Origin of the sequence: Streptomyces adustus (assembly GCF_009377175.1) — a bacterium.
Classification (GTDB): domain Bacteria; phylum Actinomycetota; class Actinomycetes; order Streptomycetales; family Streptomycetaceae; genus Streptomyces; species Streptomyces adustus.
In genome coordinates this window covers 1-19,675 of the sequence record NZ_VJZD01000122.1, presented here as the reverse complement: position 1 = coordinate 19,675, position 19,675 = coordinate 1, and the positions used below count along the sequence as shown (strand labels likewise).

Sequence of the window (19,675 nt, the reverse complement as noted above, 5' to 3'; positions counted from 1 at the left end):
GAGCCCCGCGCCATCCGGCGACGGGGCTCCTGCCTTTGTCCGGATCGCGCGCCCCGCTCACGGCCGACCGGTCCGGCTGTCGGTGGCACCCGCTACGGTCCTCGGCCATGACCTCCGAAGCCACCGCACCCCCCGCACCCGACACCGACTTCCTCGGCGCCACCCGCACCTTCTACGACGCCGTCGCCGAGGACTACGCCGACCGCTTCCGCGAGGAGCTCGCCGGCCGGCCGCTGGAGCGGGCGATCCTCGGCGTGTACGCCGAACTCGTGGGCGATCGCGGTCCGGTGGCCGACCTCGGCTGCGGGCCCGGCCGGACCACGGGGCACCTCGCCCGGCTGGGTCTTTCGGTGTTCGGCCTCGACCTGTCGGAGTCGATGCTCGCCATCGCCCGCCGGGAGAATCCGGGGCTGCGTTTCGAGCAGGGCTCGATGCTCGACCTGGACCTCGCCGACGGCACCCTCGCCGGAGCGCTCTGCTGGTACTCGTCCATCCACACGCCGCTGGACCGGCTCCCCGACCTGTTCGCGGAGTTCCACCGCGTCCTGGCCCCCGGCGGGCATCTGCTGATCGCCTTCCAGGTGGGCGACGAGCCACGCCACCACGACCGGCCCTGGGGACACCCCGTGTCGCTGCACTTCCGGCGGCGACGGCCCGAACAGATCGCCGAGCTGCTCGCGGACGCAGGTTTCGCCCTGCGCTCGCGGACGGTACGCGAGCCCGACCCCGCGCTCCAGGAGTCGGTCCCGCAGGCCTTCCTCATCGCCGACAAGCCTCGGGCGGCGGCTGAGGCGGCGAGCGCCTCGGAGTGACCGCGCTCCTCACCCCGGGTAGAGACCCTCCACCTCGCGGGCGAAGTCGCGCATGATCGCCTCGCGGCGGAGTTTCATCGACGGGGTGAGGTGGCCGGCCTCCTCCGTGAAGTCGACGGGCAGGACGGCGAAGCGGCGGATGGATTCCGGCCGGGAGACCAGTCGGTTCGCCTCGTCCAGCGCGCGTTGCAGGATCGCCCGCAACTCGTCGTCGTCGACGAGGAGTTCCGGCGGGACCGGGTGCTTGCCGTTCATCCGGCGCCAGTGGGCGATGCCGTCCTGGTCGAGGGTGATCAGCGCCGTGACGTAGGGGCGGGCGTCGCCCAGGAGCATGCACTGCGAGATCAGGGGGTGCGAGCGCAGCCAGTTCTCCATGGGGGCGGGGGCCACGCTCTTGCCGCCCGCGGTGATCAGCAGTTCCTTCTTGCGGCCGGTGATGGTGAGGTAGCCGTCGTCGTCGAGTTCGCCGATGTCGCCCGTGGCGAGCCAGCCGTCCGGGGCGGCGGGGACGACCCCGCCGGCCGCCGGGTCCCAGTAGCCGCGCAGCACATGGTCGCCGCCGAGCAGGATCTCGCCGTCGGCGGCGACCCGGATGCGGGTACCGGGCAACGGCCAGCCCACGGTGCCCAGTCGGGGTCTGAGGGGCGGGGTCACCGTCGACGCTCCGGTGGTCTCCGTCAGCCCGTAGCCCTCGAAGATCTCGATGCCCGCGCCCGCGTAGAACGCGGCCAGGCGGCGGCCGAGCGGGGAGCCGCCGCAGATGGCGTAGCGGACGCGGCCGCCCATGGCGTTGCGGATGCGGCGGTAGACCAGGGGGTCGTAGAAGGCACGGGCCGCCTTCAGGGAGGTGGACGGGCCGGGTCCGGTGCCGGTCTGTCTGGCCTCCAGGGCCTCGCCGTAGCGGCGGGCCACGGCCGCCGCGCGGTCGAACGAGGACAGCCGGCCGCCCTCCTCGGCCCGCGCGCGGGCGGTGTTGAAGATCTTCTCCAGCATGTACGGAATGGCCAGCAGGCAGGTGGGCCGGAACTCGGCCAGGTCCGGCAGCAGGTCCTGCGGCTTCAGGCTCGGCGCGTGGCCGAGGCGTACCCGGGCACGGACGCAGGCGATCGCCACCATGCGGCCGAAGACATGGGACATGGGCAGGAAGAGCAGGACGGAGACCTCCTCCTTCATCCCGGCCCGGAAGATCGGGTGGAGCAGTTCGATGGCGTTGTCGACCTCGGCGAAGAAGTTGCCGTGGGTGAGGACGCAGCCCTTGGGCCGGCCGGTCGTGCCGGAGGTGTAGATGACGGTGGCCAGGGTGTCGGGGACGAGCACGCCCCGCCGTACGGCCACCTCCTGGTCGTCCACCCCCGCGCCGAGCTCCGCCAGGCGGTCCAGATGGCCCTTCTCGATCACCCACAGGTGCCGGAGGTCGGGCAGCCGCTCCAGTTCCGGGCCGAGCGCGGCGGCCTGGGCGGCCGACTCGGTGACCAGGGCGACCGCGCCGGAGTCCTGGAGGATCCACCGGGTCTGGAAGACGGACGAGGTCGGGTAGACGGGGACGGTGACCAGTCCGGCGGCCCAGGCGGCGAAGTCGAGCAGGGTCCACTCGTAACGGGTCCGGGCCATGACGGCGATCCGGTCACCCGGCACCAGGCCCTCGGCGATCAGGCCCTTGGCCACCGCCTGCACCTCGGCGGCGAACCCGGCCGCCGTCACGTCCTGCCAGGGCCCGTCGCCCCCGGCGCGGCGGCTGAGGACGACGGTGCCCGGTGCCGCCTCCGCGTTGTCGAAGGGCAGGTCGGCGAGGGACCCGTGGGTCACCGGCGGGGCGAACGGCGGTACGTACGCCTCCCGTACGGCGCCGTTCAGCCGCCGTGTCTCGGGCTCCACGAGCTGCGGCCCTGCGGCGTCGGCGAACGCGGCGGAGGTCGGAAAGGGAGTGGACACGGGCGGCTCCTGTGGCGTGCGGCGGTGCGGCTGCCGCGTGCGTTCGTACGTGCCTCGCGCGCCGAGGCGGTCACCGGCGAGGGCCCGCGGAAAAGGGGGTTACCGCCGGTCAGGCAGGAAGCGTACGAGGCTCCTGTGATGAGGCTGTGCCGGTTACGGGTCGGTCCGGAGCCAGGGGTGTGCAACATCGGCAAGGACGTGAGGAACGTTCACGTCCTGTCCGTGACCGCGGGTCCGCGGTCGGCCCGTGCCGGACCTCCGCCGGACTCAAGGGCCTCGTCCCATCCCTCTTCCCCCTCTCCCGACCTAGGATTACCTCCGGTAACCTTACTTCAGAGTCAGCATTTGGGACCCGAGCCGGGAGCGAAACATGACCGACCCCAGCGCGCGCAGCACCGGCACCGCGCCCGGTCTGCTGCTCACCCGCGCCCCCGCGCTCACCCCGCTGCTGGCCCGCGGCGCCCTGCGCGCCCCCTTCCGGCGGCCGGCCCCCGACGCCTCGTTCCCGCGCACCCGTCTGGTGCTGCCGGACCTGCGCGTCGACCTCGTACGGCTGGCCGCGTACGAGCGGGTGTGCGGCTTCGCCACCGGCGAGGACGCGCTGCCGGTCACCTATCCGCACGTCCTCGGCTTCCCGCTGGCGATGCGGCTGATGAGCGGCCGGGACTTCCCGCTGCCGCTGCCGGGCCTGGTCCACACCTCGATCGAGATCACCCGGCACACCGACCTGCCCGTCACCGGCACCTACGAACTCGGCGTGTACGTCGCAGGGTTGGCGCCGCACCGACGCGGCACCGAGGCCGCCCTGGTGACCGAGGCGCGGGCCGACGGGGCGGTCGTATGGGAGTCGCGGAGCACGTATCTGGCGCGGCACCGCACGACCGGATCCACCACCGCGTCACGGCCGTCCGACGGCCGGCCGGGTCCGGATCCGCTGCCCGTGGTCGCCGAGTGGCGCCTCGCCGCCGACCTGGGGCGGCGCTACGGCGCCGCCTCGGGCGATCGCAACCCCATTCATCTGCACCCGCTCACCGCCCGCCTGTTCGGCTTCCCGCGCACGGTCGCGCACGGCATGTGGACGGTGGCCCGCTGCCTCGCCGCGCACGGCACCCCGCGCTCCGCCCGGGTGCGGGCGGAGTTCCGGGCGCCGGTGCTGCTGCCCGGGACGGTGCGGTACGCGGCGGCGGGCGGACGCTTCGAGCTGAGGGGAACGGACGGGCGCGTCCATGTGCGCGGACGGGTGGACCCGCCCGCGCCCGGCCCGGACGGGAGCTAGCCAGCCCGCCCCTGGTGGTCGGGGTCCGTGGGGGACCACGGGCGTCCCTCCATCAGATTGCCCAGACCCGCCCAGGCGAAGTTCATCAGGGTGGCCGCGGCCTGCCGGGCCGAGACGCCCTCGGTGCTGTTGGCCCAGGCCGCCAGGGACTCGGCGGCACCGACGAGGGCCTCGGCGAGCCCGGCCACCTCACGCTCGGGCAGGTCGGGGTCGACGGCGGGCCGGTCGAGGCCGAGCCGATCGGGGGTGGACGAGCCGGGTTCCGGACGGTCGGGGTCCTGGGGGCGGGCCTCGCGCGCGGCGGCCCCGATCAGCCGGGTCACGAACGCGACGATCTCCTCGCGCATCGCGGTGACCTCGGCGGCGAACCGCTCGCCGTGCGTACGGGCCTGGAGGTGCAGCACGGACCAGGCGTCGGGGTGCTGCGCGGTGTGGGTGAAGAACGCCCGCAGCCCGTCCCAGAGCTGGCGGTCCGCGTCGAGCCCCGGCCGCACCCCGGACTGCACGGCCTCCGTGAGGGCGGCGGCCTCGCGGCGGATGCAGGCGGTGAAGAGGTCTTCCTTGGAGTTCAGGTACAGATAGACCAACGGCTTCGACACACCGGCGACTTCGGCGATCTCGTCCATCGACGCGGCCATGTAGCCCCGTTGGCCGAAGATCCGCACAGCGGCGTCCAGCATCTGCTGCTCACGGACCGCACGCGGCATCCGCTTGGTCTTCACGGCACCCATGGGGCAAGGATAGTTGGGCGCCGCAGCCATCCCGTGGGGCATGACGGCCGGGCCGCCCGGCAAGCGGGTCGCCCGGGGGGGCAGGCCGCCTAGGAGGCCTGGCGCTGTGCGCCGGAGGCGTCCTGCGCGACGTCCGCCACGGCGTCCACCACGTCGTCCTCCTGGGACCGGCTGGACTCGATGTTGGCCTTCATCCGGTCCACGCGCCCGGCGACCTGGACGGAGGCGCGGTCACGCTCCTTGCGCAGCACCACGAAGCTGATGGGCGCCGAGATCACCAGGGCCAGCAGGGCGACCCACATGATGTTGGAGCCACCGAGGCCGTGCGGGACGACACCGGCGTAGACGAGGCCCCAGACGACCACGAAGCAGCCCGCGAAAATGCCGAGGCGCATCAGCGTGTAGCGGAGCATCTCAATCCACTCTTCCGTCTCGAATACTTCCGAACGTCCCATAGGGTATCGTCCAGTGAAGCATGCCGGGTTCCCGGTCCCGCAGGCGGGGCCGGACAGTCACAGCAGGGGCAGCAGCATCGTGATGTCGTCCCGGTCGTCCCCCGGTGCCACCCGGATCGCGCCGGGCACCCGCCCGACCTCCTTGTAGCCGCAGGAGCCGTAGAACCGCTCCAGGCCGTTGCCGCCGCGGCAGGTGAGCCGGATCGCGTCGACTCCGGCGAAGGTGCGGGCCGAGTCCGCGGCGGCCGCGAGCAGGTCGCGGCCGTACCCCTTGCCCTGGTGCCGCGGGTGCACCATCACCGTGTACAGCCACACCCAGTGCTTCATCAGCCGGTGGGTGTTGAAGGCGAGGAACGCGGTCGCGGCGACGTCCCCCCGCTCGTCGTGCCCGACCAGCAGCCGGGTACGGCCCTCGGCCATGGCCACGAGGTGCTTGACGAGCTCCGGGCGTATGTCCTCCCGCCCCACGGGCGGCACGAAACCGACGGAGCCGCCCGCGTTGGAGACATCGGTCCACAGACCGAGGACGCCGTCACGCAGGGCGGGGTCGACGGCGGGATCGAGAGTGAAGGTAAGGGGCATGCATGGAGTCTACGCATTACATGACGTCACCCGGGCCGTTACCTGCCTCACCTCGGCCACCTCGTCCCGCCGCGGCACCTCGCCGTCTCAGACCCGCATCGGCTGGGGGGACTCACGGCGCGCCGGGTCCGGTCCGTCGTACTCGCGGATGATCTCGTAGCGCGTGTTGCGCTCCACCGGGCGAAAGCCCGCGTCACGGATCAGGTCGAGCAGGTCGTCCCGGGTGAGCTTGTTCGGCGTGCCGTAGTTGTCGGCGTCATGGGTGATCTTGTACTCGACGACCGAGCCGTCCATGTCGTCCGCGCCGTGCTGGAGGGCGAGCTGGGCGGTCTGCACACCGTGCATCACCCAGAAGACCTTCACGTGCGGCACGTTGTCGAACAGCAGCCGGGAGACCGCGAACGTCTTCAGCGCCTCGGCGCCGGTGGCCATCTGGGTGCGCGCCTGGAGCCGGTTGCGGACCTTGCCGTCCTTCATGTCCACAAAGTCGTGCTGGTAGCGCAGCGGGATGAAGACCTGGAAGCCACCGGTCTCGTCCTGGAGCTCACGCAGCCGCAGCACGTGGTCGACCCGGTGGCGGGGCTCCTCGATGTGCCCGTACAGCATCGTGCACGGGGTCTTCAGACCCTTCTCGTGCGCGAGCCGGTGGATGCGCGACCAGTCCTCCCAGTGGGTGCGGTGGTCGACGATGTGCTGCCGGACCTCCCAGTCGAAGATCTCGGCGCCGCCGCCGGTCAGCGACTCCAGACCGGCGTCGATGAGCTCGTCGAGGATCTCGGAGGCGGTCAGCCCCGAGATGGTCTCGAAGTGGTGGATCTCGGTCGCCGTGAAGGCCTTGAGCGAGACGTTCGGCAGGGCGGCCTTCAGCTCGCGCAGGGAGCGCGGGTAGTACCGCCACGGCAGGTTCGGGTGCAGCCCGTTGACGATGTGCAGCTCGGTGAGGTTCTCGCCCTCCATCGCCTTGGCGAGGCGGACGGCCTCCTCGATGCGCATCGTGTACGCGTCCTTCTCGCCCGGCTTGCGCTGGAAGGAGCAGTACGCGCAGGACGCGGTGCACACGTTCGTCATGTTGAGATGACGGTTGACGTTGAAGTGCACGACGTCGCCGTTCTTGCGGGTGCGCACCTCGTGCGCGAGACCGCCGAGCCACGCCAGGTCGTCCGACTCGTACAGCGCGATGCCGTCCTCGCGGGTGAGCCGCTCACCGGCCCGGACCTTGTCCTCCAGCTCGCGCTTGAGCCCGACGTCCATGTGTTTCTGCCTCTCCCTTTCGACCTGCCGACGAACCCTGCCAACCGTACGCCCGAGGTCCTAGACCTCTTCCGGCAGCTCACCCACCCGGTTCTCCCACTTCGTGGAGAGCACGATGGTGGTACGGGTCCGGGAGACGCCCTTGGTCCCGCTGAGCCGACGGATGATCCGCTCCAGGCCGTCCACGTCACTGGCACGCACCTTGAGCATGAACGAGTCGTCGCCCGCGATGAACCAGCAGTCCTCGATCTCGCCGAGGTCCTTCAACCGCCGGGCCACGTCCTCGTGGTCGGCCGCGTCGGACAGTGAGATGCCGATCAGGGCGATCACGCCGAGGCCGAGGCTGGCGGCGTTCACGGTGGCGCGGTACCCGGTGATGACACCGGCCGCCTCCAGCCGGTTGATGCGGTCGGTGACGCTGGGTCCCGACAGGCCGACGAGGCGTCCCAGCTCCGCGTAGGAGGCCCGGCCGTTCTCCCTCAGGGCCTGGATGAGCTGCCTGTCCACCGCGTCCATGCGATCGAAGCCTTCCGCTGAATGGGTCCGGACGGAGCCCGGACCTCCCGAAGTCGAGGATGGTGCTGGTACTGCCGGTCGCCGTGGGCCGCTCAGGCCGGGCGGGAACCGCCGAGCTCGCCCTGCCAACGGCGGTAGAGCGTGTGCCCGACGCCCGCCGCGTCGAGGACCCGGCCGGCGACGAAGTCCACCAGGTCCTGGATGTGGGTGGCGCCCGCGTAGAACGCCGGGGACGCCGGTACGACACTGGCGCCCGCGTCGTCCAGGGCGACCAGGTGCCGCAGGGTCTGGCCGTTCAGCGGGGTCTCCCTGACGGCCACGACCAGGCGGCGGCGCTCCTTGAGCGTGACGCTCGCCACCCGTTGGAGCAGGTCCTTCGACAGACCGAGCGCGACCCCCGCGACACACGCCGTCGAGGCCGGCACGATCAGCATCCCCTTCGCGGGGTACGACCCCGAGGACGGGCCGGCGGCCAGGTCCCCGGCGTTCCAGTACCGCACCCCGTCGAGGTCCGTCTCGAAGGTGTCCGGCTTGCCGTCCGCGCCCCGCGCCAGCCACTCCCGCAGGTCGTCGCGCCAGTGCGCGTCCCGGAAGGAGATACCGGTCTCGTCCAGCAGGGTGAGCCGTGAGGCCCGGCTGACGACCAGGTCGACGCTCTCGCCGCCGGCGAGCAGCGCACGCAGGACGGCGGCGGCATACGGCGTACCGGACGCGCCTGACACCCCCACGATCCAAGGCACGCGCTGTGTTTCTCCTGCGTTCACACCTTGAGCGTACCGGTGGAACGGTTGGTGCTCAGGACCGGTCCGCCGCCTCCGGATCCACCGGAGGCGGCTCGTGCCGATCGTGGGACCGCCGGGCCGGGCCGCACCGTGGTCGGACGGTCAAACAGTCAGACCCCGAACGAGGAGATCCAGCAGTGCGCACACGAACAGGGCGATGCCGATGAAGCCGTTGACCGAGAAGAACGCCCGGTTCAGCCGGGAGAGGTCGTTCGGCCGGACGATGGTGTGCTCGTAGAGGAACGCGCCCGCGACGATCACCAGGCCCAGCCAGAAGAACGCGCCCGCGTCGGTGGCCAGCGCGTACCAGACGAAGAGTGCCGTCGTGATCGCGTGGCAGGCTCGCGCCCCCCAGATCGCGGCGGGGATGCCGAAGCGGGCCGGGACCGACCTGACGCCGATCTCCCGGTCGGTCTCGACGTCCTGGCAGGCGTAGATCAGGTCGAAGCCGCCGATCCAGATGCCGACGGCGAGGCCGAGGATCACCGCGTCCCAGGACCACTCGCCGGTGATCGCCAGCCAGCCGCCGACCGGGCCCATCGCCTGGGCCAGGCCGAGGATGGCCTGCGGGAAGTTCGTGAACCGCTTGCCGTAGGGGTAGACCACCATCGGGATCACCGCGACGGGCGCCAGGGCCAGGCAGAGCGGGTTGAGCAGGGCCGCCGAGCCGAGGAAGACGACCAGGGCGATCAGCGCGCCCGTCCAGGCGTGCCGCACCGACATCGCGCCGGTCACCAGCTCGCGGTGGGCGGTCCTGGGGTTACGGGCGTCGATCTCGCGGTCGATGATCCGGTTGACCGCCATGGCGAAGGTGCGCAGGCCCACCATGCAGACGGTGACCAGGAGCAGACTGCCCCAGTGGATGTTCCCGTCCAGCTCGAACATCGCGGTCAGTGCGGCGATGTAGGCGAAGGGCAGGGCGAAGACCGAGTGCTCGATCATCACCAGGCGCAGGAACGCCTTGGTGCGTCCCGGCTGCGGGATCGCCGCGGAGGCGCTGCTCACAGTCCGTATTCCTTCCAGCGGCGGTCCACCAGGGCCGCCGTATCGGGGTCCGACAGGACCATCTCCGGCCATCCGCCGTCCCTCGTGTAGCCCTCCTCGGGCCACTTCCGGGTCGCGTCGATGCCCGCCTTGCCGCCCCAGAACTGCTGGTAGGAGGCGTGGTCGAGGTGGTCGACGGGACCCTCGGCGACCGTGAGGTCGCGGGCGTAGTCGGTGTTGCCCAGCGCCCGCCAGGCGACCTCGTGCAGATCGTGCACGTCGCAGTCGGAGTCGACGACCACGATCAGCTTGGTCAGGGACATCATGTGCGCGCCCCAGACGGCGTGCATCACCTTCTGGGCGTGCTTGGGGTACTTCTTGTCGATCGAGACGATCGCGCAGTTGTGGAAGCCGCCCGCCTCCGGCAGGTGGTAGTCCACGATGTCCGGGACGATGATCTTCAGCAGGGGCAGGAAGAAGCGTTCCGTCGCACGGCCGAGCGGACCGTCCTCGGTCGGGGGCCGCCCCACCACGATCGACTGGAGCAGCGGCCGCTTGCGCATCGTCACGCAGTCGATCTTCAGCGCGGGGAAGGGCTCCTGCGGGGTGTAGAAGCCGGTGTGGTCGCCGAAGGGGCCCTCGGGGAGCATCTCGCCCGGCTCCAGCCAGCCCTCCAGGACGACCTCGGCCTGGGCCGGGACCTGGAGCGGGACGGTCTTGCAGTCGACCATCTCGATCCGCTTGCCCGCGATGAACCCGGCGAAGAGGTACTCGTCGATGTCGCCGGGCAGCGGCGCCGTGGAGGCGTAGGTGACCGCGGGCGGGCAGCCGAAGGCGATCGCGACCGGCAGCCGCTCACCGCGCCGGGCCGCCACCTGGTAGTGGTTGCGGCTGTCCTTGTGGATCTGCCAGTGCATGCCGATCGTGCGCCGGTCGTGGCGCTGGAGGCGGTAGAGGCCCAGGTTGCGGATCCCGCTCTCCGGGTCCTTGGTGTGGGTCAGCCCGAGGTTGAAGAAGGAGCCGCCGTCCTGCGGCCAGGTGAAGAGCGCGGGCAGCCGGTCGAGGTCGACGTCGTCGCCGTGCAGGACGACCTCCTGCACCGGGGCGTCCTTCACCTTCTTCGGCGGTACGTGCGTCATCGCGCCGAGCTTGCCGAACGCCTCGCGCACCCCGACGAACCCGTGCGGCAGCTCGGGCCGCAGCAGGCCGCCGATCTTGTCGGAGATCTCGCCGTACGACTTCAGGCCGAGCGCCTTCAGCAGCCGCCGGTCGGTGCCGAAGACGTTCATCGCGAGGGGCATGTCGGAGCCCTTCACGTTCTCGAAGAGCAGCGCCGGGCCGCCCGCCTTCTGGACCCGGTCGACGATCTCCCCGACCTCCAGATACGGGTCGACCTCGGCCTTGACGCGCTTGAGGTCTCCCTCGCGCTCCAGGGCCCTGAGCAGGGAGCGAAGATCGTCGTAAGCCATGCGGTCCAGTATCCGGTACGGGCTACTCTGACCCCGTCACCGGGGCCCCGTGCCGCCCCGCCGTCGCTCACTGGGGGATCGTTCGACCATGCTCAGGTATCTGCCGTTCCTGCTGGTGCTGGCTCTGTGGATCTACGCGTTCATCGACTGCCTGAACACGCCGGAGGAGGAGGTCAGGGGCCTGCCGAAGGTGGTCTGGGTCATCATCATCCTGCTCTTCGGCGAGGTGCTCGTCGGACCGATCGCCTGGCTGGTCGCGGGCCGCAACCGCGGGGTGCCCGCGGGCGGCTCCACGCCTTCCGAATGGCACCGCAACCAACGGACGACGTTCGTCGCGCCCGACGACAACCCCGAGTTCCTGAAGTCCATCAAGGCCGAGAACCGCAAGGACGAGGCGCTGCTGAAGGACTGGGAGGCCGATCTGCGGCGGCGCGAGGAGGAGCTGCGCCGGCGCGAGGAGCGGACCGGGTCCGACGACGAGTCCTGACGGGACAGCGGGTGAGCACGATACGGAAGTGGGGTCCCGTCGCCGCCGTGGTGGTCCCGTTGGCGTTCATGGGCTGGGGGCTCTGGTCGTTCGTCACGGCCTTCAGGAGTGCCCCGATGGCCCAGGCCGAGACCGTCCCGTGCGAGGACGCCATGCGTTTCGCGGACCGCGACGGACTGCCCGAGGGGGCCCATGACGCGAAGTGCACCGCGCTGACCTGGCTGGACACCACGTACACGGTGCGGTTCACGATCGCACGGACGAAGCTGGACGCCTGGCTGAAGGAGTCCTATCCCAGCACTCGGCTCACGGCGCAGGAGTGCGACGGGGACCCGTCGACGGACGTCTGCGCGCACATCGAGCTGAACCCGCACGCCGACGGCGGGGCGGTGGCGATCGACATCGGCGTGCGGTACGCCGACGCCTCGACCGCGGTCGTCGAGTTCGCGCCCTTCGACGTGTGACCGGGCCGGGCGCCCGAGTCGCCCGGCCCGCAGGGCGCGCCCGGGTCAGCGCAGCCGGGACGACGACAGGATCGACAGCAGGTGCGCCGGGACCATCACCCAGGTGATGACGGCGAGCGCCCCGAGTGCCCAGCGGGTCGGTTCGATCCCGCCCGTCGCCGCGTCGGCGGCGGCCGCGGCCAGCAGGACCAGGGACGCCTCGATGCCGTTGGTGACCCGGTGGATCTTGAAGGCGGCGGCCAGGCGGCGGACCGTGGCCACGCCCTGCGAGCGCGGCCGGGTCGCCTCGTCGTCGGCGACGGTCAGCCCGCGCCGGGCGCGCGCCACGTCCACCAGGTCGGTCGAGGCCTTCAGCAGGACGACGCCGAGCGCGGTGGCTATGCCGAGCGAGAGCCAGCCGCCGAAGCCCGACTCGGCGGCGCGGTAGCCGGCGCCCGCGAACAGGGCCGCGTCCGCCAGATAGGCGCCGAGGCGGTCGACGTAGATGCCGGTCGCGCTGTTCTGGCCCTTCCAGCGGGCGACCTCGCCGTCGACGCAGTCGAAGAGCAGGAAGAGCTGCATCAGCACCACCGCGAGGACCGCGCCGGTCGGGCCCGGGATCATCAGCGCCGCACCGGAGGCGACCCCGCACACCACCATCGTCCAGGTGAGCTGGTCCGGGGTGACGGGGGTGCGCACCAGCTGGCGGGTCAGCCGCAGCGAGATCCTGCGCATGTACAGCCGGCCCGCCCAGTGCTCGCCGTTGCGGCTCGCCAGCTTGGCCTGCGGCTGGCAGACCTCGCGCAGCTCCTCCAGAACCGGCGCAGCAACCATGGAACTTCCCTCCCGACCGGGCCCGACTGCCGCTGACGCGGCAATGATCGGGCCAGGGTACAGACCGGGTTTTCGCGGGCTTTACCTAGGTGGCACCGGGCGTCCGAGCCCGCGCCATCCGCCCGGCGGGGGCTTCCCGGTTGTTGCCCCGGCGTCCCGGGCCCAGCACAGTGGAGCGATGGATCCCCGGCAGAGCGACCGCATGGACCGGTCGTCCGCTGAACGCATGGCCCCGTCGTCCGCCCGCGCCTGGCTCGGCACCGCCCTCGCCGAGGCGCGCGCCGGTCTCGCCGAGGGCGGCATCCCGATCGGGGCCGCGCTCTACGGCGCCGACGGAACCGTGCTGGGCCGTGGCCACAACCGGCGCGTCCAGGACGGCGACCCCTCGACGCACGCGGAGACGGCCGCGTTCCGGGCGGCCGGACGGCAGCGGTCGTACCGCGGGACGACGATGGTGACCACCCTGTCGCCGTGCTGGTACTGCTCCGGGCTCGTCCGCCAGTTCGGTATCTCGCGGGTGATCGTCGGCGAGGCGGTCACCTTCCACGGCGGCCACGACTGGCTGGCTGAGCACGGCGTGGAGATCGTGCTCCTGGACGACCCGGAATGCGTCTCACTGATGCGGGACTTCATCAGGGACAACCCGGCCCTGTGGCACGAGGACATAGGCGAGTGAGGGCCGATCTCCCCGGCCCCCCGTCGGGACGGACCCCGTCGGGTCTAGTTCCCGTCAAGAATTTCGACCAGTCGTTCGAGTCTGTCCCGCCAGGCCGGCTCCGTCCCGGTGCCGGCCTTCTCGCGGAACTCGTGCCGGAACCGCAGACAGGTTCCCGTGTCCCCGTCCCGCTCCAGGTGGAAGCGGATCCGGCCGCCGCCCTCCACCGTGTACTCGGCGACCCGCTCCACGTCCCACGCGGTGACCCGCCCGCTGCCCAGCCCGCGCAGGGTGACCGCGCCGTCGAGCCGGGGTTCGAGCACCTCGGCCTCGGTGAACCAGCCCGCCAGCCCCTCCGCCCCGGCCAGCGCGGGCCAGACCCGCGATACCGGCACCGGCAGGCGCACCGTGAAGTGCAGGGTGTGCTCGTTCCCGTGCGTCACGCTGATGCCCTGCTCGACGGAACCGGTCATGACACCAGCGTGACCCCTGGGACAGGGCGTCGCACGCGCTACGGCCGCTGGCCCGCCTTGTCGACGACGGCCCGCCGTACGATGGCGACGCTGTCGCCGAGCTGATCATTCTCGCGGTTGCGGAATTCCTCGGTGTACACGGCCCGCGTGCCGAGGAACCCATACGTCTTCCGGTCGAAGATCCACTCTTCTCGTCCCGGGAAGCCCGGCTCCCGCCAGACGATCGCCACGCCGGACCGCCCGACGCCGTCGACGGCGTGCTGGACGACGGTCACCCCGGGGATCCGCGCCACGGCCCGGTAGAGCGCGGCGCTCTGCTTCGCCGGCAGCAGTCCGCTCTCGATCCACTCGCTCGCCACCCAGAGCATGGTCCCCGCGGCGCTCAACGACTGACCGTTGCGGAACTGAAACGGCGAGGGCCACTTCTTCAGCAGGGCGTACATCCCGTCGGCGTCGGTGGGCAGCGTGGACGGGTTCCCGATTCTGACCTGATCGGGGTGGGCCCTGTCCGGAATCCGGTCCGGGCCGGTGATCCACTCCTGCTGTCCGTCGTTCCTGACCAGCCACCGGTTGGTGCCGTCCAGGGGCTGCCACTCCTCCAGCCGGTGCATCGACCCGTCCCTGTGCACGCTCGTCCCGCTCGCGGCCCCCTTGATCCCGGTGTACGACACCTTCTTGTCGACGTACGCGTACTGCTCGTCGCGCCCGTCGCCGAGCCCGCCGTCCTCGTGCTCGGCCGCCCGCGCCGCCCTCTCCAGGAAGGCGCCCGCGTCGGCGGACCGCTGGGCGCCGGGGCCTCCGTCGCTCCCCGAGGGCGTGACGAGTGTGAAGGTGACGGCGCAGACGGCCGCGACCGCCCCCGCGACCAGGGCGGGCCGCAGCCAGGCCCTGCGCGTTCGGGGATGGTCCTGGGCGCGCCAGATCTCGGTCATCAGATGCTCCTTGAGGAGTAGGTGACGGCCCGGCGGAAGGTCGCGCTCCGGAAGTTCGGTCATGAGTTTTCCTCCCTCAGGGCCCCGACCGCGGTGGGGCGGTCACCTCTCATCTGTCCGCGTGTATGCGGTGGTTCCAGATATTTCGCGAGTTTCGCCCGGGCTCGCGAGAGCCTCGACCGCACGGTCCCGACGGGCACCCCCAGCGCCTCCGCGGCGGCCCGGTAGTCCAGCCCGGACCACACGCACAGCGCCAGCACCTCCCGCTCACTCCGCCGCAGCTTCGCCAGCGCCGTCCGCACGACGGACAGCTGCGCGGCGTCGTCGACGCGGCCGGCCACCTCGTCGGCGAAGTCCCGTACGGACTCCTCGCGCGGGAGACGGGCCACGGCCGCCGCGTGCCTCCGGGCCGCACGGCGGCTGTTGCGCGTGACATTGGTGGCGATGCCCAGCAGCCAGGGGCGCAGGGAACCGCCGTCCTCGTCGAGCCGCTCGCGCAGTCGCCAGGCGTCCAGGAAGGTCAGCGAGACGATGTCCTCGGCGACCGTCCACCTGCCGGTGAGCCGGTAGGCATGGTTGTAGACGGAGCGCGCGTAGGCGTCGAAGAGTTCGCCGAAGGCGTCGTGGTCCCCCGCGCGGATGCGTCTTCGCAGATTCGTATCCACACCCATCTGCCTGTCCGCACGACAAAGGCCGGTTCCTGTGACCTGGGTCACGGGAACCGGCCTCTGGGGTGCGGGGGTCAGACGCCCGCGTACGAGTGCTTGCCGGAGACGAAGATGTTGACGCCGTAGTAGTTGAAGAGCCAGCAGCCGAAGGCGATCAGGGCGATGTAGGCGGCCTTGCGGCCCTTCCAGCCGGCCGTGGCACGGGCGTGCAGGTAGCAGGCGTAGGCGACCCAGGTGATGAACGCCCAGGTCTCCTTGGGGTCCCAGCCCCAGTAGCGGCCCCAGGCGTCGCCCGCCCAGATCGCGCCCGCGATGATCGTGAACGTCCACAGCGGGAAGACGGCCGCGTTGACGCGGTAGGAGAACTTGTCGAGGGACGCCGAGGCGGGCAGCCGCTCCAGGAACGAGGTCGCGAAGCGGCCGGGCGTGCCGCCCTCGGCGAGCTTGTTCTCGTAGGAGTCCTTGAAGAGGTAGAGGATCGTGCCGACCGCGCCGACGTAGAAGACCGCGCCGCACAGGATCGCCGTCGAGACGTGGATGTACAGCCAGTACGAGTGCAGCGCGGGCACGAGCTGGTCGCTGGCGGTGTACAGGACCGTGACGGCGACACCGAGGTCGAGCAGGACCGTGGTGATCAGGAACAGGCCGAGCCAGCGCACGTTCTTCTTCAGCGCGAGCAGCGCGAGGTACACGCCGACGGCGACCGTGGAGAAGGTGATGTTGAACTCGTACATGTTGCCCCACGGCGCGCGCTCCACCGAGGCCGCGCGGGCGATCACGCCGCCCAGCTCGACGAGGAAGGCGAGCACGGTGAGCGAGATGGCGATCCGTCCGTACAGGTCGCCCTGCACGTCGCCGCCGTGCGCGCCCGGCCCGTCCGGTACGTCGCGGGCGCCGGTCGCGGACCGCACGACGACCTTCGGCCGCTCGAGCACCGCGGTGCCGCCGGCCGTCTGCACGGTGACGGCCGGGCCGCTCTTCGCGGCCGGCGCGGAGGTCAGCGCGGCGGCGGTGCGGCCGACCTTGCTGCGGCTGCCGAAGAGCCATTCGGCGATGTACGCGAAGAAGGCCAGGGTGTAGACGGCCATCGCCGAGTAGATCAGCGTGTTGCTGATGTTCGCGAGGTGTTCGTTGGTCGCGGTGGCGAGAGTCACTTCTCAGCCCCTTCGGCAGGTACGGCTGGGGTGTCGGGGGATTCGGACGTGTCGCCGGGGTCGGGGGCCCCGGGGGCCTGGTCGTACAGGGTCCCGGCGAGGTCGCCGAGCTCCTCGGGCAGCTTCGCGGACTCGCTGCGGCCCAGGCCGCCCATCTCGACGACGGTCACCCCGTCCGCGCCGCGCGTGGCACGGACCCACACCCGGCGGCGCTGGATGAACAGGGAGCCCGCCAGACCGAAGATCGCGGCGGTCGCGCCGGCCAGGGCCCAGCCGCTGCCGGGCTGCTGCGTGACCTGGAAGTTCGCCCACTCCTTGGTGCCGTCGTAGGTGATCGAGCCGGCGCCGTTGGGCAGGGTCATGGTCTCGCCGGGCTTCAGGTTCTGCCGCAGCTGCTGGCCCTTGGCGTCCTTGAAGTCCTTCATGTGGGTCTTGTCGAGCTGGTACACGCTCTGCGGGATGCCCGAGTCGACCCCGAGGTCGCCGTAGTACGGCGCCAGGTTCAGCACCGGGTTCAGCATCGCAGGGAACTGCGAGGACACCACGCTGCCGCCGCCGTAGGTGGGCAGGAAGAACGCCTGGAAGCCGAGCTGTTCGGACACGCCCTGGGGGTTCTTGTAGCCGTCCATCACCTTGACCACGCCGGAGGAGGTGACGTTGGAGTCCAGCGGCAGCAGCGGTACGGCGTTGTGGAAGACGACCTTGCCCTTGCCGTCCTTGACCGTCACCACGGGGGCGTAGCCGTGGGCGGTGAGGTAGACCTTCGAGTCACCGATCTCCAGCGGCTCGTTGACCTTGACGGTGGTCTTCTTCTCCTTGCCGTAGGCGCCCTCGCTGTAGGTGACGGCCGCCTGGTAGGTGCGCGGGGTGCCCTTGTTGGGGCCGGTGAGCTCGTAGGTGCCGGTGAACTTGTCCAGGACGAAGCTGAACGGCACCAGGTCGTCCGTGCCGAAGAGGTTGCCGGACTTGAAGTCGTCGTAGGAGATGAGCGTGTTGGAGAAGCCGTCGCCCTCGACGACCAGCTTGTTGCCCTCGGACTTGAACAGCTGGCCCCAGGCGAAGGCGGTCAGCATCACGATCAGCGCGATGTGGAAGGCGAGGTTGCCGACCTCGCGCAGATAGCCCTTCTCGGCCGCGACGGCGTCGCCGACGGGGTGGGCGCGGAAGCGGCGCTTCTTCAGCAGCGCGAGCGCGGCCTCACGGACCTGCTCGGGCGAGGCATCGGTGCGCCAGGTCGTGTACGCGGGCAGCCGGGTCAGCCGCTTGGGCGCGCCCGGCGGGCGGCCGCGCAGCTGGCCGACGAACTGCCAGGTGCGGGGCACGATGCAGCCGATGAGGGAGACGAACAGCAGGATGTAGATCGCGGAGAACCACACCGAGCTGTAGACGTGGAAGAGGCCGAGCCTGTCGTAGACCGCGGCGAGGGTCGCGTGGGCGTCGCGGAAGTCGGCGACCTTCGTCGCGTCGGTCCCGGACTGCGGGATCAGCGAGCCGGGGATCGCGCCGAGCGCCAGCAGCAGGAGCAGCAGCAGCGCGACCCGCATGGAGGTGAGCTGCCGCCAGAACCAGCGGGCCCAGCCGACGACGCCCATGCCGGGTGGGTTCGCCGACGGCTCCAGGGGCGCGGTGGACAGCTGGGAACCGGCGGCGCCGAGGTCGTCGGGGGCGGTCGCGGCCCCGTCGGTCGGCGTGCCGGTCGTCGTCTTGCTCATGGATCAGATCCCCACAGTGAAGCCGGTGGACCAGGTCTGCAGGTCCTGCACGATGCGGTCCCACGCGCCGGTCAGCAGCAGCAGACCGGTCACGATCATCATGGTGCCGCCGATGCGCATCACCCAGGCGTAGTGGCGCTTGACCCAGCCGAAGGCGCCGAGCGCCTTGCGGAAGGCGACCGCGGCGAGCACGAAGGGCACACCGAGGCCCAGGCAGTAGGCGACGGTCAGTATGGCACCACGGCCCGCGCTCGACTGCTGGGCGGACAGGGCCAGCACCGAGGAGAGGGTCGGCCCGATGCACGGCGTCCAGCCGATGCCGAACAGCGCGCCCAGCAGCGGCGCCCCGACCAGTCCCGTCACGGGCCTGCGGTGGAAGCGGAACTCCCGCTGGGTGAGCCAGGGCATCAGCCCCATGAAGAACACGCCCATGAGGATCATGAGCACGCCCAGCACCTTGGTCAGGACGCCCTTGTTGTCCTGCAACGTGGAGCCGAAGTAGCCGAACAGCGCTCCGCCGGAGACGAACACGGCCATGAAGCCGAGCACGAACAGCGAGGCGCCCGCGACCATCCGGCCGCGCCGGGCCTCGGCCAGGTCGGTTCCGGTGACACCGGTGACGTAGGCCAGATAGCCGGGTACGAGCGGCAGGACGCACGGGGAGAAGAAGGAGATGAGGCCGGCGAGCACGGCGAGCGGCAGAGCGACGAGCAGGGCGCCGTTGAGCACGGTCGGGTTCGGGTCCGTCGCCGCGGCGAGCAGGGACACTCCGGTCACGTCACTTCTCCGCGAGGACCGGGGAGATCATCTTGCGCAGCTTCTCCTCGCTGAGCGCCGACAGCGAGCGGGCGGCGATCTTCCCGTCCCGGTCGAGGACGAGTGTGGAGGGGATCGCCTGCGGGTTGAGGGTGCCCTTGGCGAAGCGGAGCATCAGCTTGCCCGTCGGGTCGTACAGGCTCGGGTAGCTGACGCCGTACTGCTTCTCGAAGGCGCGCGCGGGGCTGGTGCTGGTGTCGCGGGTGTTGATGCCGACGAACTGCACGCCCTGGCCCTTGAGGTCCTGGAAGACCTTCTCGAAGCCGGACGCCTCGGCGCGGCACGGCGGGCACCAGGAGCCCCACACGTTCAGGACGACGACCTGGCCCTTGTAGGCGGCGACGTCGAGCTGCTTGCCGTCGACCGTCTCGCCGGACAGGTCGGGGGCGGCGGCCCGCTCCCCCTTGTCGGCGGTCGCGATGCCGTCCTTGCCCAGGACGAAGTTGGTGTTGCCGCCGCCTCCGGACGTGCCCCCGGACGTGCAGGCGGACAGCAGCAGCGCGGCCACGACGGCACCGGCGGTGCTCAGGGCGGCGCGGCGCGAGCGGATCCTGATCCCGGTCGTCGAGCGCGGGGGGGTGCGGGTGGCGGCACTCATGTGAAAAGTTTCGCATGACCGTTCTGGGGATCTTGCGCACCCCCCTTGCGGGCGGAAACCCGCATTTCAGGCGGCGTCTCAGGTGGCCGTGGCGGGGGCGGAGTTCGCGGGGG

General features: G+C 71.2%; 22 protein-coding genes. 5 read left to right on the top strand and 17 right to left on the bottom strand.

The window, feature by feature from the left end:
* Nucleotides 1-107: 107 nt before the first annotated feature.
* Complete coding sequence (locus tag FNH09_RS26495) at nt 108-812, top strand: class I SAM-dependent DNA methyltransferase (RefSeq protein WP_152892298.1); 705 nt, start codon at nt 108-110, stop codon at nt 810-812.
* Nucleotides 813-821: 9 nt separating this feature from the next.
* Here FNH09_RS26495 and FNH09_RS26490 read toward each other — a convergent pair whose 3' ends face one another.
* Nucleotides 822-2,744, bottom strand: coding sequence for an AMP-binding protein (locus FNH09_RS26490; protein WP_162469128.1), 1,923 nt, complete (start codon nt 2,742-2,744; stop codon nt 822-824).
* A 370-nt stretch (nt 2,745-3,114) separates the two neighbouring features.
* On the opposite strand from FNH09_RS26490, the gene FNH09_RS26485 reads away from it, so the two are divergent.
* Nucleotides 3,115-4,020 (top strand): MaoC family dehydratase, encoded by a 906-nt coding sequence (locus tag FNH09_RS26485; RefSeq protein ID WP_152892296.1) that lies wholly within the window; start codon nt 3,115-3,117, stop codon nt 4,018-4,020.
* Here the strand turns inward: FNH09_RS26485 and FNH09_RS26480 are convergent.
* From FNH09_RS26480 to FNH09_RS26445, 8 genes are all read right to left on the bottom strand, one after another.
* The gene (locus FNH09_RS26480) at nt 4,017-4,751 is read right to left on the bottom strand and encodes a TetR/AcrR family transcriptional regulator (protein ID WP_152892294.1); all 735 of its coding nucleotides are present in this window, start codon (nt 4,749-4,751) and stop codon (nt 4,017-4,019) included. The two genes, FNH09_RS26485 and FNH09_RS26480, sit on opposite strands and share 4 nt — an antisense overlap.
* A gap of 89 nt (nt 4,752-4,840) precedes the next feature.
* On the bottom strand, nt 4,841-5,164 hold the full coding sequence (locus tag FNH09_RS26475) for a DUF4229 domain-containing protein (protein ID WP_152892292.1): 324 nt from the start codon (nt 5,162-5,164) through the stop codon (nt 4,841-4,843).
* A gap of 99 nt (nt 5,165-5,263) precedes the next feature.
* Entirely contained in the window at nt 5,264-5,788 is a 525-nt protein-coding gene (locus FNH09_RS26470; RefSeq protein ID WP_152892290.1) for a GNAT family N-acetyltransferase, read from the bottom strand.
* Between the two features lie 87 nt (nt 5,789-5,875).
* Nucleotides 5,876-7,039, bottom strand: coding sequence for an aminofutalosine synthase MqnE (gene mqnE / locus FNH09_RS26465; RefSeq protein ID WP_152892288.1), 1,164 nt, complete (start codon nt 7,037-7,039; stop codon nt 5,876-5,878).
* A 60-nt stretch (nt 7,040-7,099) separates the two neighbouring features.
* On the bottom strand, nt 7,100-7,555 hold the full coding sequence (locus FNH09_RS26460) for an Lrp/AsnC family transcriptional regulator (RefSeq protein ID WP_152892286.1): 456 nt from the start codon (nt 7,553-7,555) through the stop codon (nt 7,100-7,102).
* 92 nt (nt 7,556-7,647) lie between these two features.
* The gene (locus FNH09_RS26455) at nt 7,648-8,295 is read right to left on the bottom strand and encodes a UbiX family flavin prenyltransferase (RefSeq protein WP_162469127.1); all 648 of its coding nucleotides are present in this window, start codon (nt 8,293-8,295) and stop codon (nt 7,648-7,650) included.
* A 144-nt stretch (nt 8,296-8,439) separates the two neighbouring features.
* Entirely contained in the window at nt 8,440-9,342 is a 903-nt protein-coding gene (gene mqnP, locus FNH09_RS26450) for a menaquinone biosynthesis prenyltransferase MqnP (protein ID WP_162469126.1), read from the bottom strand.
* On the bottom strand, nt 9,339-10,790 hold the full coding sequence (locus FNH09_RS26445) for a menaquinone biosynthesis decarboxylase (protein WP_152892284.1): 1,452 nt from the start codon (nt 10,788-10,790) through the stop codon (nt 9,339-9,341). The genes mqnP and FNH09_RS26445 overlap by 4 nt, the downstream gene beginning before the upstream one ends.
* 88 nt (nt 10,791-10,878) lie before the next feature.
* Here FNH09_RS26445 and FNH09_RS26440 point away from each other — a divergent pair, with 88 nt between their 5' ends.
* Nucleotides 10,879-11,277, top strand: coding sequence for a PLD nuclease N-terminal domain-containing protein (locus tag FNH09_RS26440; RefSeq protein WP_152892282.1), 399 nt, complete (start codon nt 10,879-10,881; stop codon nt 11,275-11,277).
* A gap of 11 nt (nt 11,278-11,288) precedes the next feature.
* Entirely contained in the window at nt 11,289-11,741 is a 453-nt protein-coding gene (locus tag FNH09_RS26435) for a hypothetical protein (RefSeq protein WP_152892280.1), read from the top strand.
* Nucleotides 11,742-11,786: 45 nt separating this feature from the next.
* On the opposite strand, the gene FNH09_RS26430 is transcribed toward FNH09_RS26435, so the two are convergent.
* The gene (locus tag FNH09_RS26430; protein WP_152892278.1) at nt 11,787-12,554 is read right to left on the bottom strand and encodes a CDP-alcohol phosphatidyltransferase family protein; all 768 of its coding nucleotides are present in this window, start codon (nt 12,552-12,554) and stop codon (nt 11,787-11,789) included.
* 226 nt (nt 12,555-12,780) lie between these two features.
* On the opposite strand from FNH09_RS26430, the gene FNH09_RS26425 reads away from it, so the two are divergent.
* A complete protein-coding gene (locus FNH09_RS26425; RefSeq protein WP_152892276.1) occupies nt 12,781-13,230 on the top strand; it encodes a nucleoside deaminase in 450 nt (149 codons plus the stop codon).
* Nucleotides 13,231-13,274: 44 nt separating this feature from the next.
* Here the strand turns inward: FNH09_RS26425 and FNH09_RS26420 are convergent, their stop codons facing one another.
* The 7 genes from FNH09_RS26420 to FNH09_RS26390 form a co-directional block, all read right to left on the bottom strand.
* Nucleotides 13,275-13,682, bottom strand: coding sequence for an SRPBCC domain-containing protein (locus tag FNH09_RS26420; protein WP_152892273.1), 408 nt, complete (start codon nt 13,680-13,682; stop codon nt 13,275-13,277).
* A 38-nt stretch (nt 13,683-13,720) separates the two neighbouring features.
* Nucleotides 13,721-14,677, bottom strand: coding sequence for a CU044_5270 family protein (locus tag FNH09_RS26415; protein ID WP_152892271.1), 957 nt, complete (start codon nt 14,675-14,677; stop codon nt 13,721-13,723).
* Nucleotides 14,674-15,285: an RNA polymerase sigma factor gene (locus FNH09_RS26410; protein ID WP_202919757.1), complete on the bottom strand. Its 612-nt coding sequence runs from the start codon at nt 15,283-15,285 to the stop codon at nt 14,674-14,676. Before FNH09_RS26410 ends, FNH09_RS26415 begins: the two co-directional genes overlap by 4 nt.
* Nucleotides 15,286-15,356: 71 nt before the next feature.
* Nucleotides 15,357-16,436, bottom strand: coding sequence for a c-type cytochrome biogenesis protein CcsB (ccsB, locus tag FNH09_RS26405; RefSeq protein WP_162469125.1), 1,080 nt, complete (start codon nt 16,434-16,436; stop codon nt 15,357-15,359).
* Nucleotides 16,433-18,148: a cytochrome c biogenesis protein ResB gene (gene resB, locus FNH09_RS26400; protein ID WP_152892269.1), complete on the bottom strand. Its 1,716-nt coding sequence runs from the start codon at nt 18,146-18,148 to the stop codon at nt 16,433-16,435. Before resB ends, ccsB begins: the two co-directional genes overlap by 4 nt.
* Before the next feature lie 3 nt (nt 18,149-18,151).
* A complete protein-coding gene (locus FNH09_RS26395; RefSeq protein WP_338017690.1) occupies nt 18,152-18,925 on the bottom strand; it encodes a cytochrome c biogenesis CcdA family protein in 774 nt (257 codons plus the stop codon).
* Nucleotide 18,926: 1 nt separating this feature from the next.
* Nucleotides 18,927-19,562 carry a TlpA family protein disulfide reductase gene (locus FNH09_RS26390; RefSeq protein WP_152892267.1) on the bottom strand — a complete coding sequence of 212 codons (636 nt, stop codon included), beginning with the start codon at nt 19,560-19,562 and terminating at the stop codon, nt 18,927-18,929.
* Nucleotides 19,563-19,675: the final 113 nt, after the last annotated feature.

Bases quoted from the DNA above. Each gene is read 5' to 3' on its own strand.
- FNH09_RS26495 (WP_152892298.1), top strand. From the start codon at position 108: ATGACCTCCGAAGCCACCGCACCCCCCGCACCCGACACCGACTTCCTC.
- FNH09_RS26485 (WP_152892296.1), top strand. From the start codon at position 3,115: ATGACCGACCCCAGCGCGCGCAGCACCGGCACCGCGCCCGGTCTGCTG.
- FNH09_RS26480 (WP_152892294.1), bottom strand. From the start codon at position 4,751: ATGGGTGCCGTGAAGACCAAGCGGATGCCGCGTGCGGTCCGTGAGCAG.
- FNH09_RS26475 (WP_152892292.1), bottom strand. From the start codon at position 5,164: ATGCTCCGCTACACGCTGATGCGCCTCGGCATTTTCGCGGGCTGCTTC.
- FNH09_RS26470 (WP_152892290.1), bottom strand. From the start codon at position 5,788: ATGCCCCTTACCTTCACTCTCGATCCCGCCGTCGACCCCGCCCTGCGT.
- mqnE (WP_152892288.1), bottom strand. From the start codon at position 7,039: ATGGACGTCGGGCTCAAGCGCGAGCTGGAGGACAAGGTCCGGGCCGGT.
- FNH09_RS26460 (WP_152892286.1), bottom strand. From the start codon at position 7,555: ATGGACGCGGTGGACAGGCAGCTCATCCAGGCCCTGAGGGAGAACGGC.
- FNH09_RS26445 (WP_152892284.1), bottom strand. From the start codon at position 10,790: ATGGCTTACGACGATCTTCGCTCCCTGCTCAGGGCCCTGGAGCGCGAG.
- FNH09_RS26440 (WP_152892282.1), top strand. From the start codon at position 10,879: ATGCTCAGGTATCTGCCGTTCCTGCTGGTGCTGGCTCTGTGGATCTAC.
- FNH09_RS26430 (WP_152892278.1), bottom strand. From the start codon at position 12,554: ATGGTTGCTGCGCCGGTTCTGGAGGAGCTGCGCGAGGTCTGCCAGCCG.
- FNH09_RS26425 (WP_152892276.1), top strand. From the start codon at position 12,781: ATGGCCCCGTCGTCCGCCCGCGCCTGGCTCGGCACCGCCCTCGCCGAG.
- FNH09_RS26420 (WP_152892273.1), bottom strand. From the start codon at position 13,682: ATGACCGGTTCCGTCGAGCAGGGCATCAGCGTGACGCACGGGAACGAG.
- FNH09_RS26415 (WP_152892271.1), bottom strand. From the start codon at position 14,677: ATGACCGAACTTCCGGAGCGCGACCTTCCGCCGGGCCGTCACCTACTC.
- FNH09_RS26410 (WP_202919757.1), bottom strand. From the start codon at position 15,285: ATGGGTGTGGATACGAATCTGCGAAGACGCATCCGCGCGGGGGACCAC.
- resB (WP_152892269.1), bottom strand. From the start codon at position 18,148: ATGAGCAAGACGACGACCGGCACGCCGACCGACGGGGCCGCGACCGCC.
- FNH09_RS26390 (WP_152892267.1), bottom strand. From the start codon at position 19,562: ATGAGTGCCGCCACCCGCACCCCCCCGCGCTCGACGACCGGGATCAGG.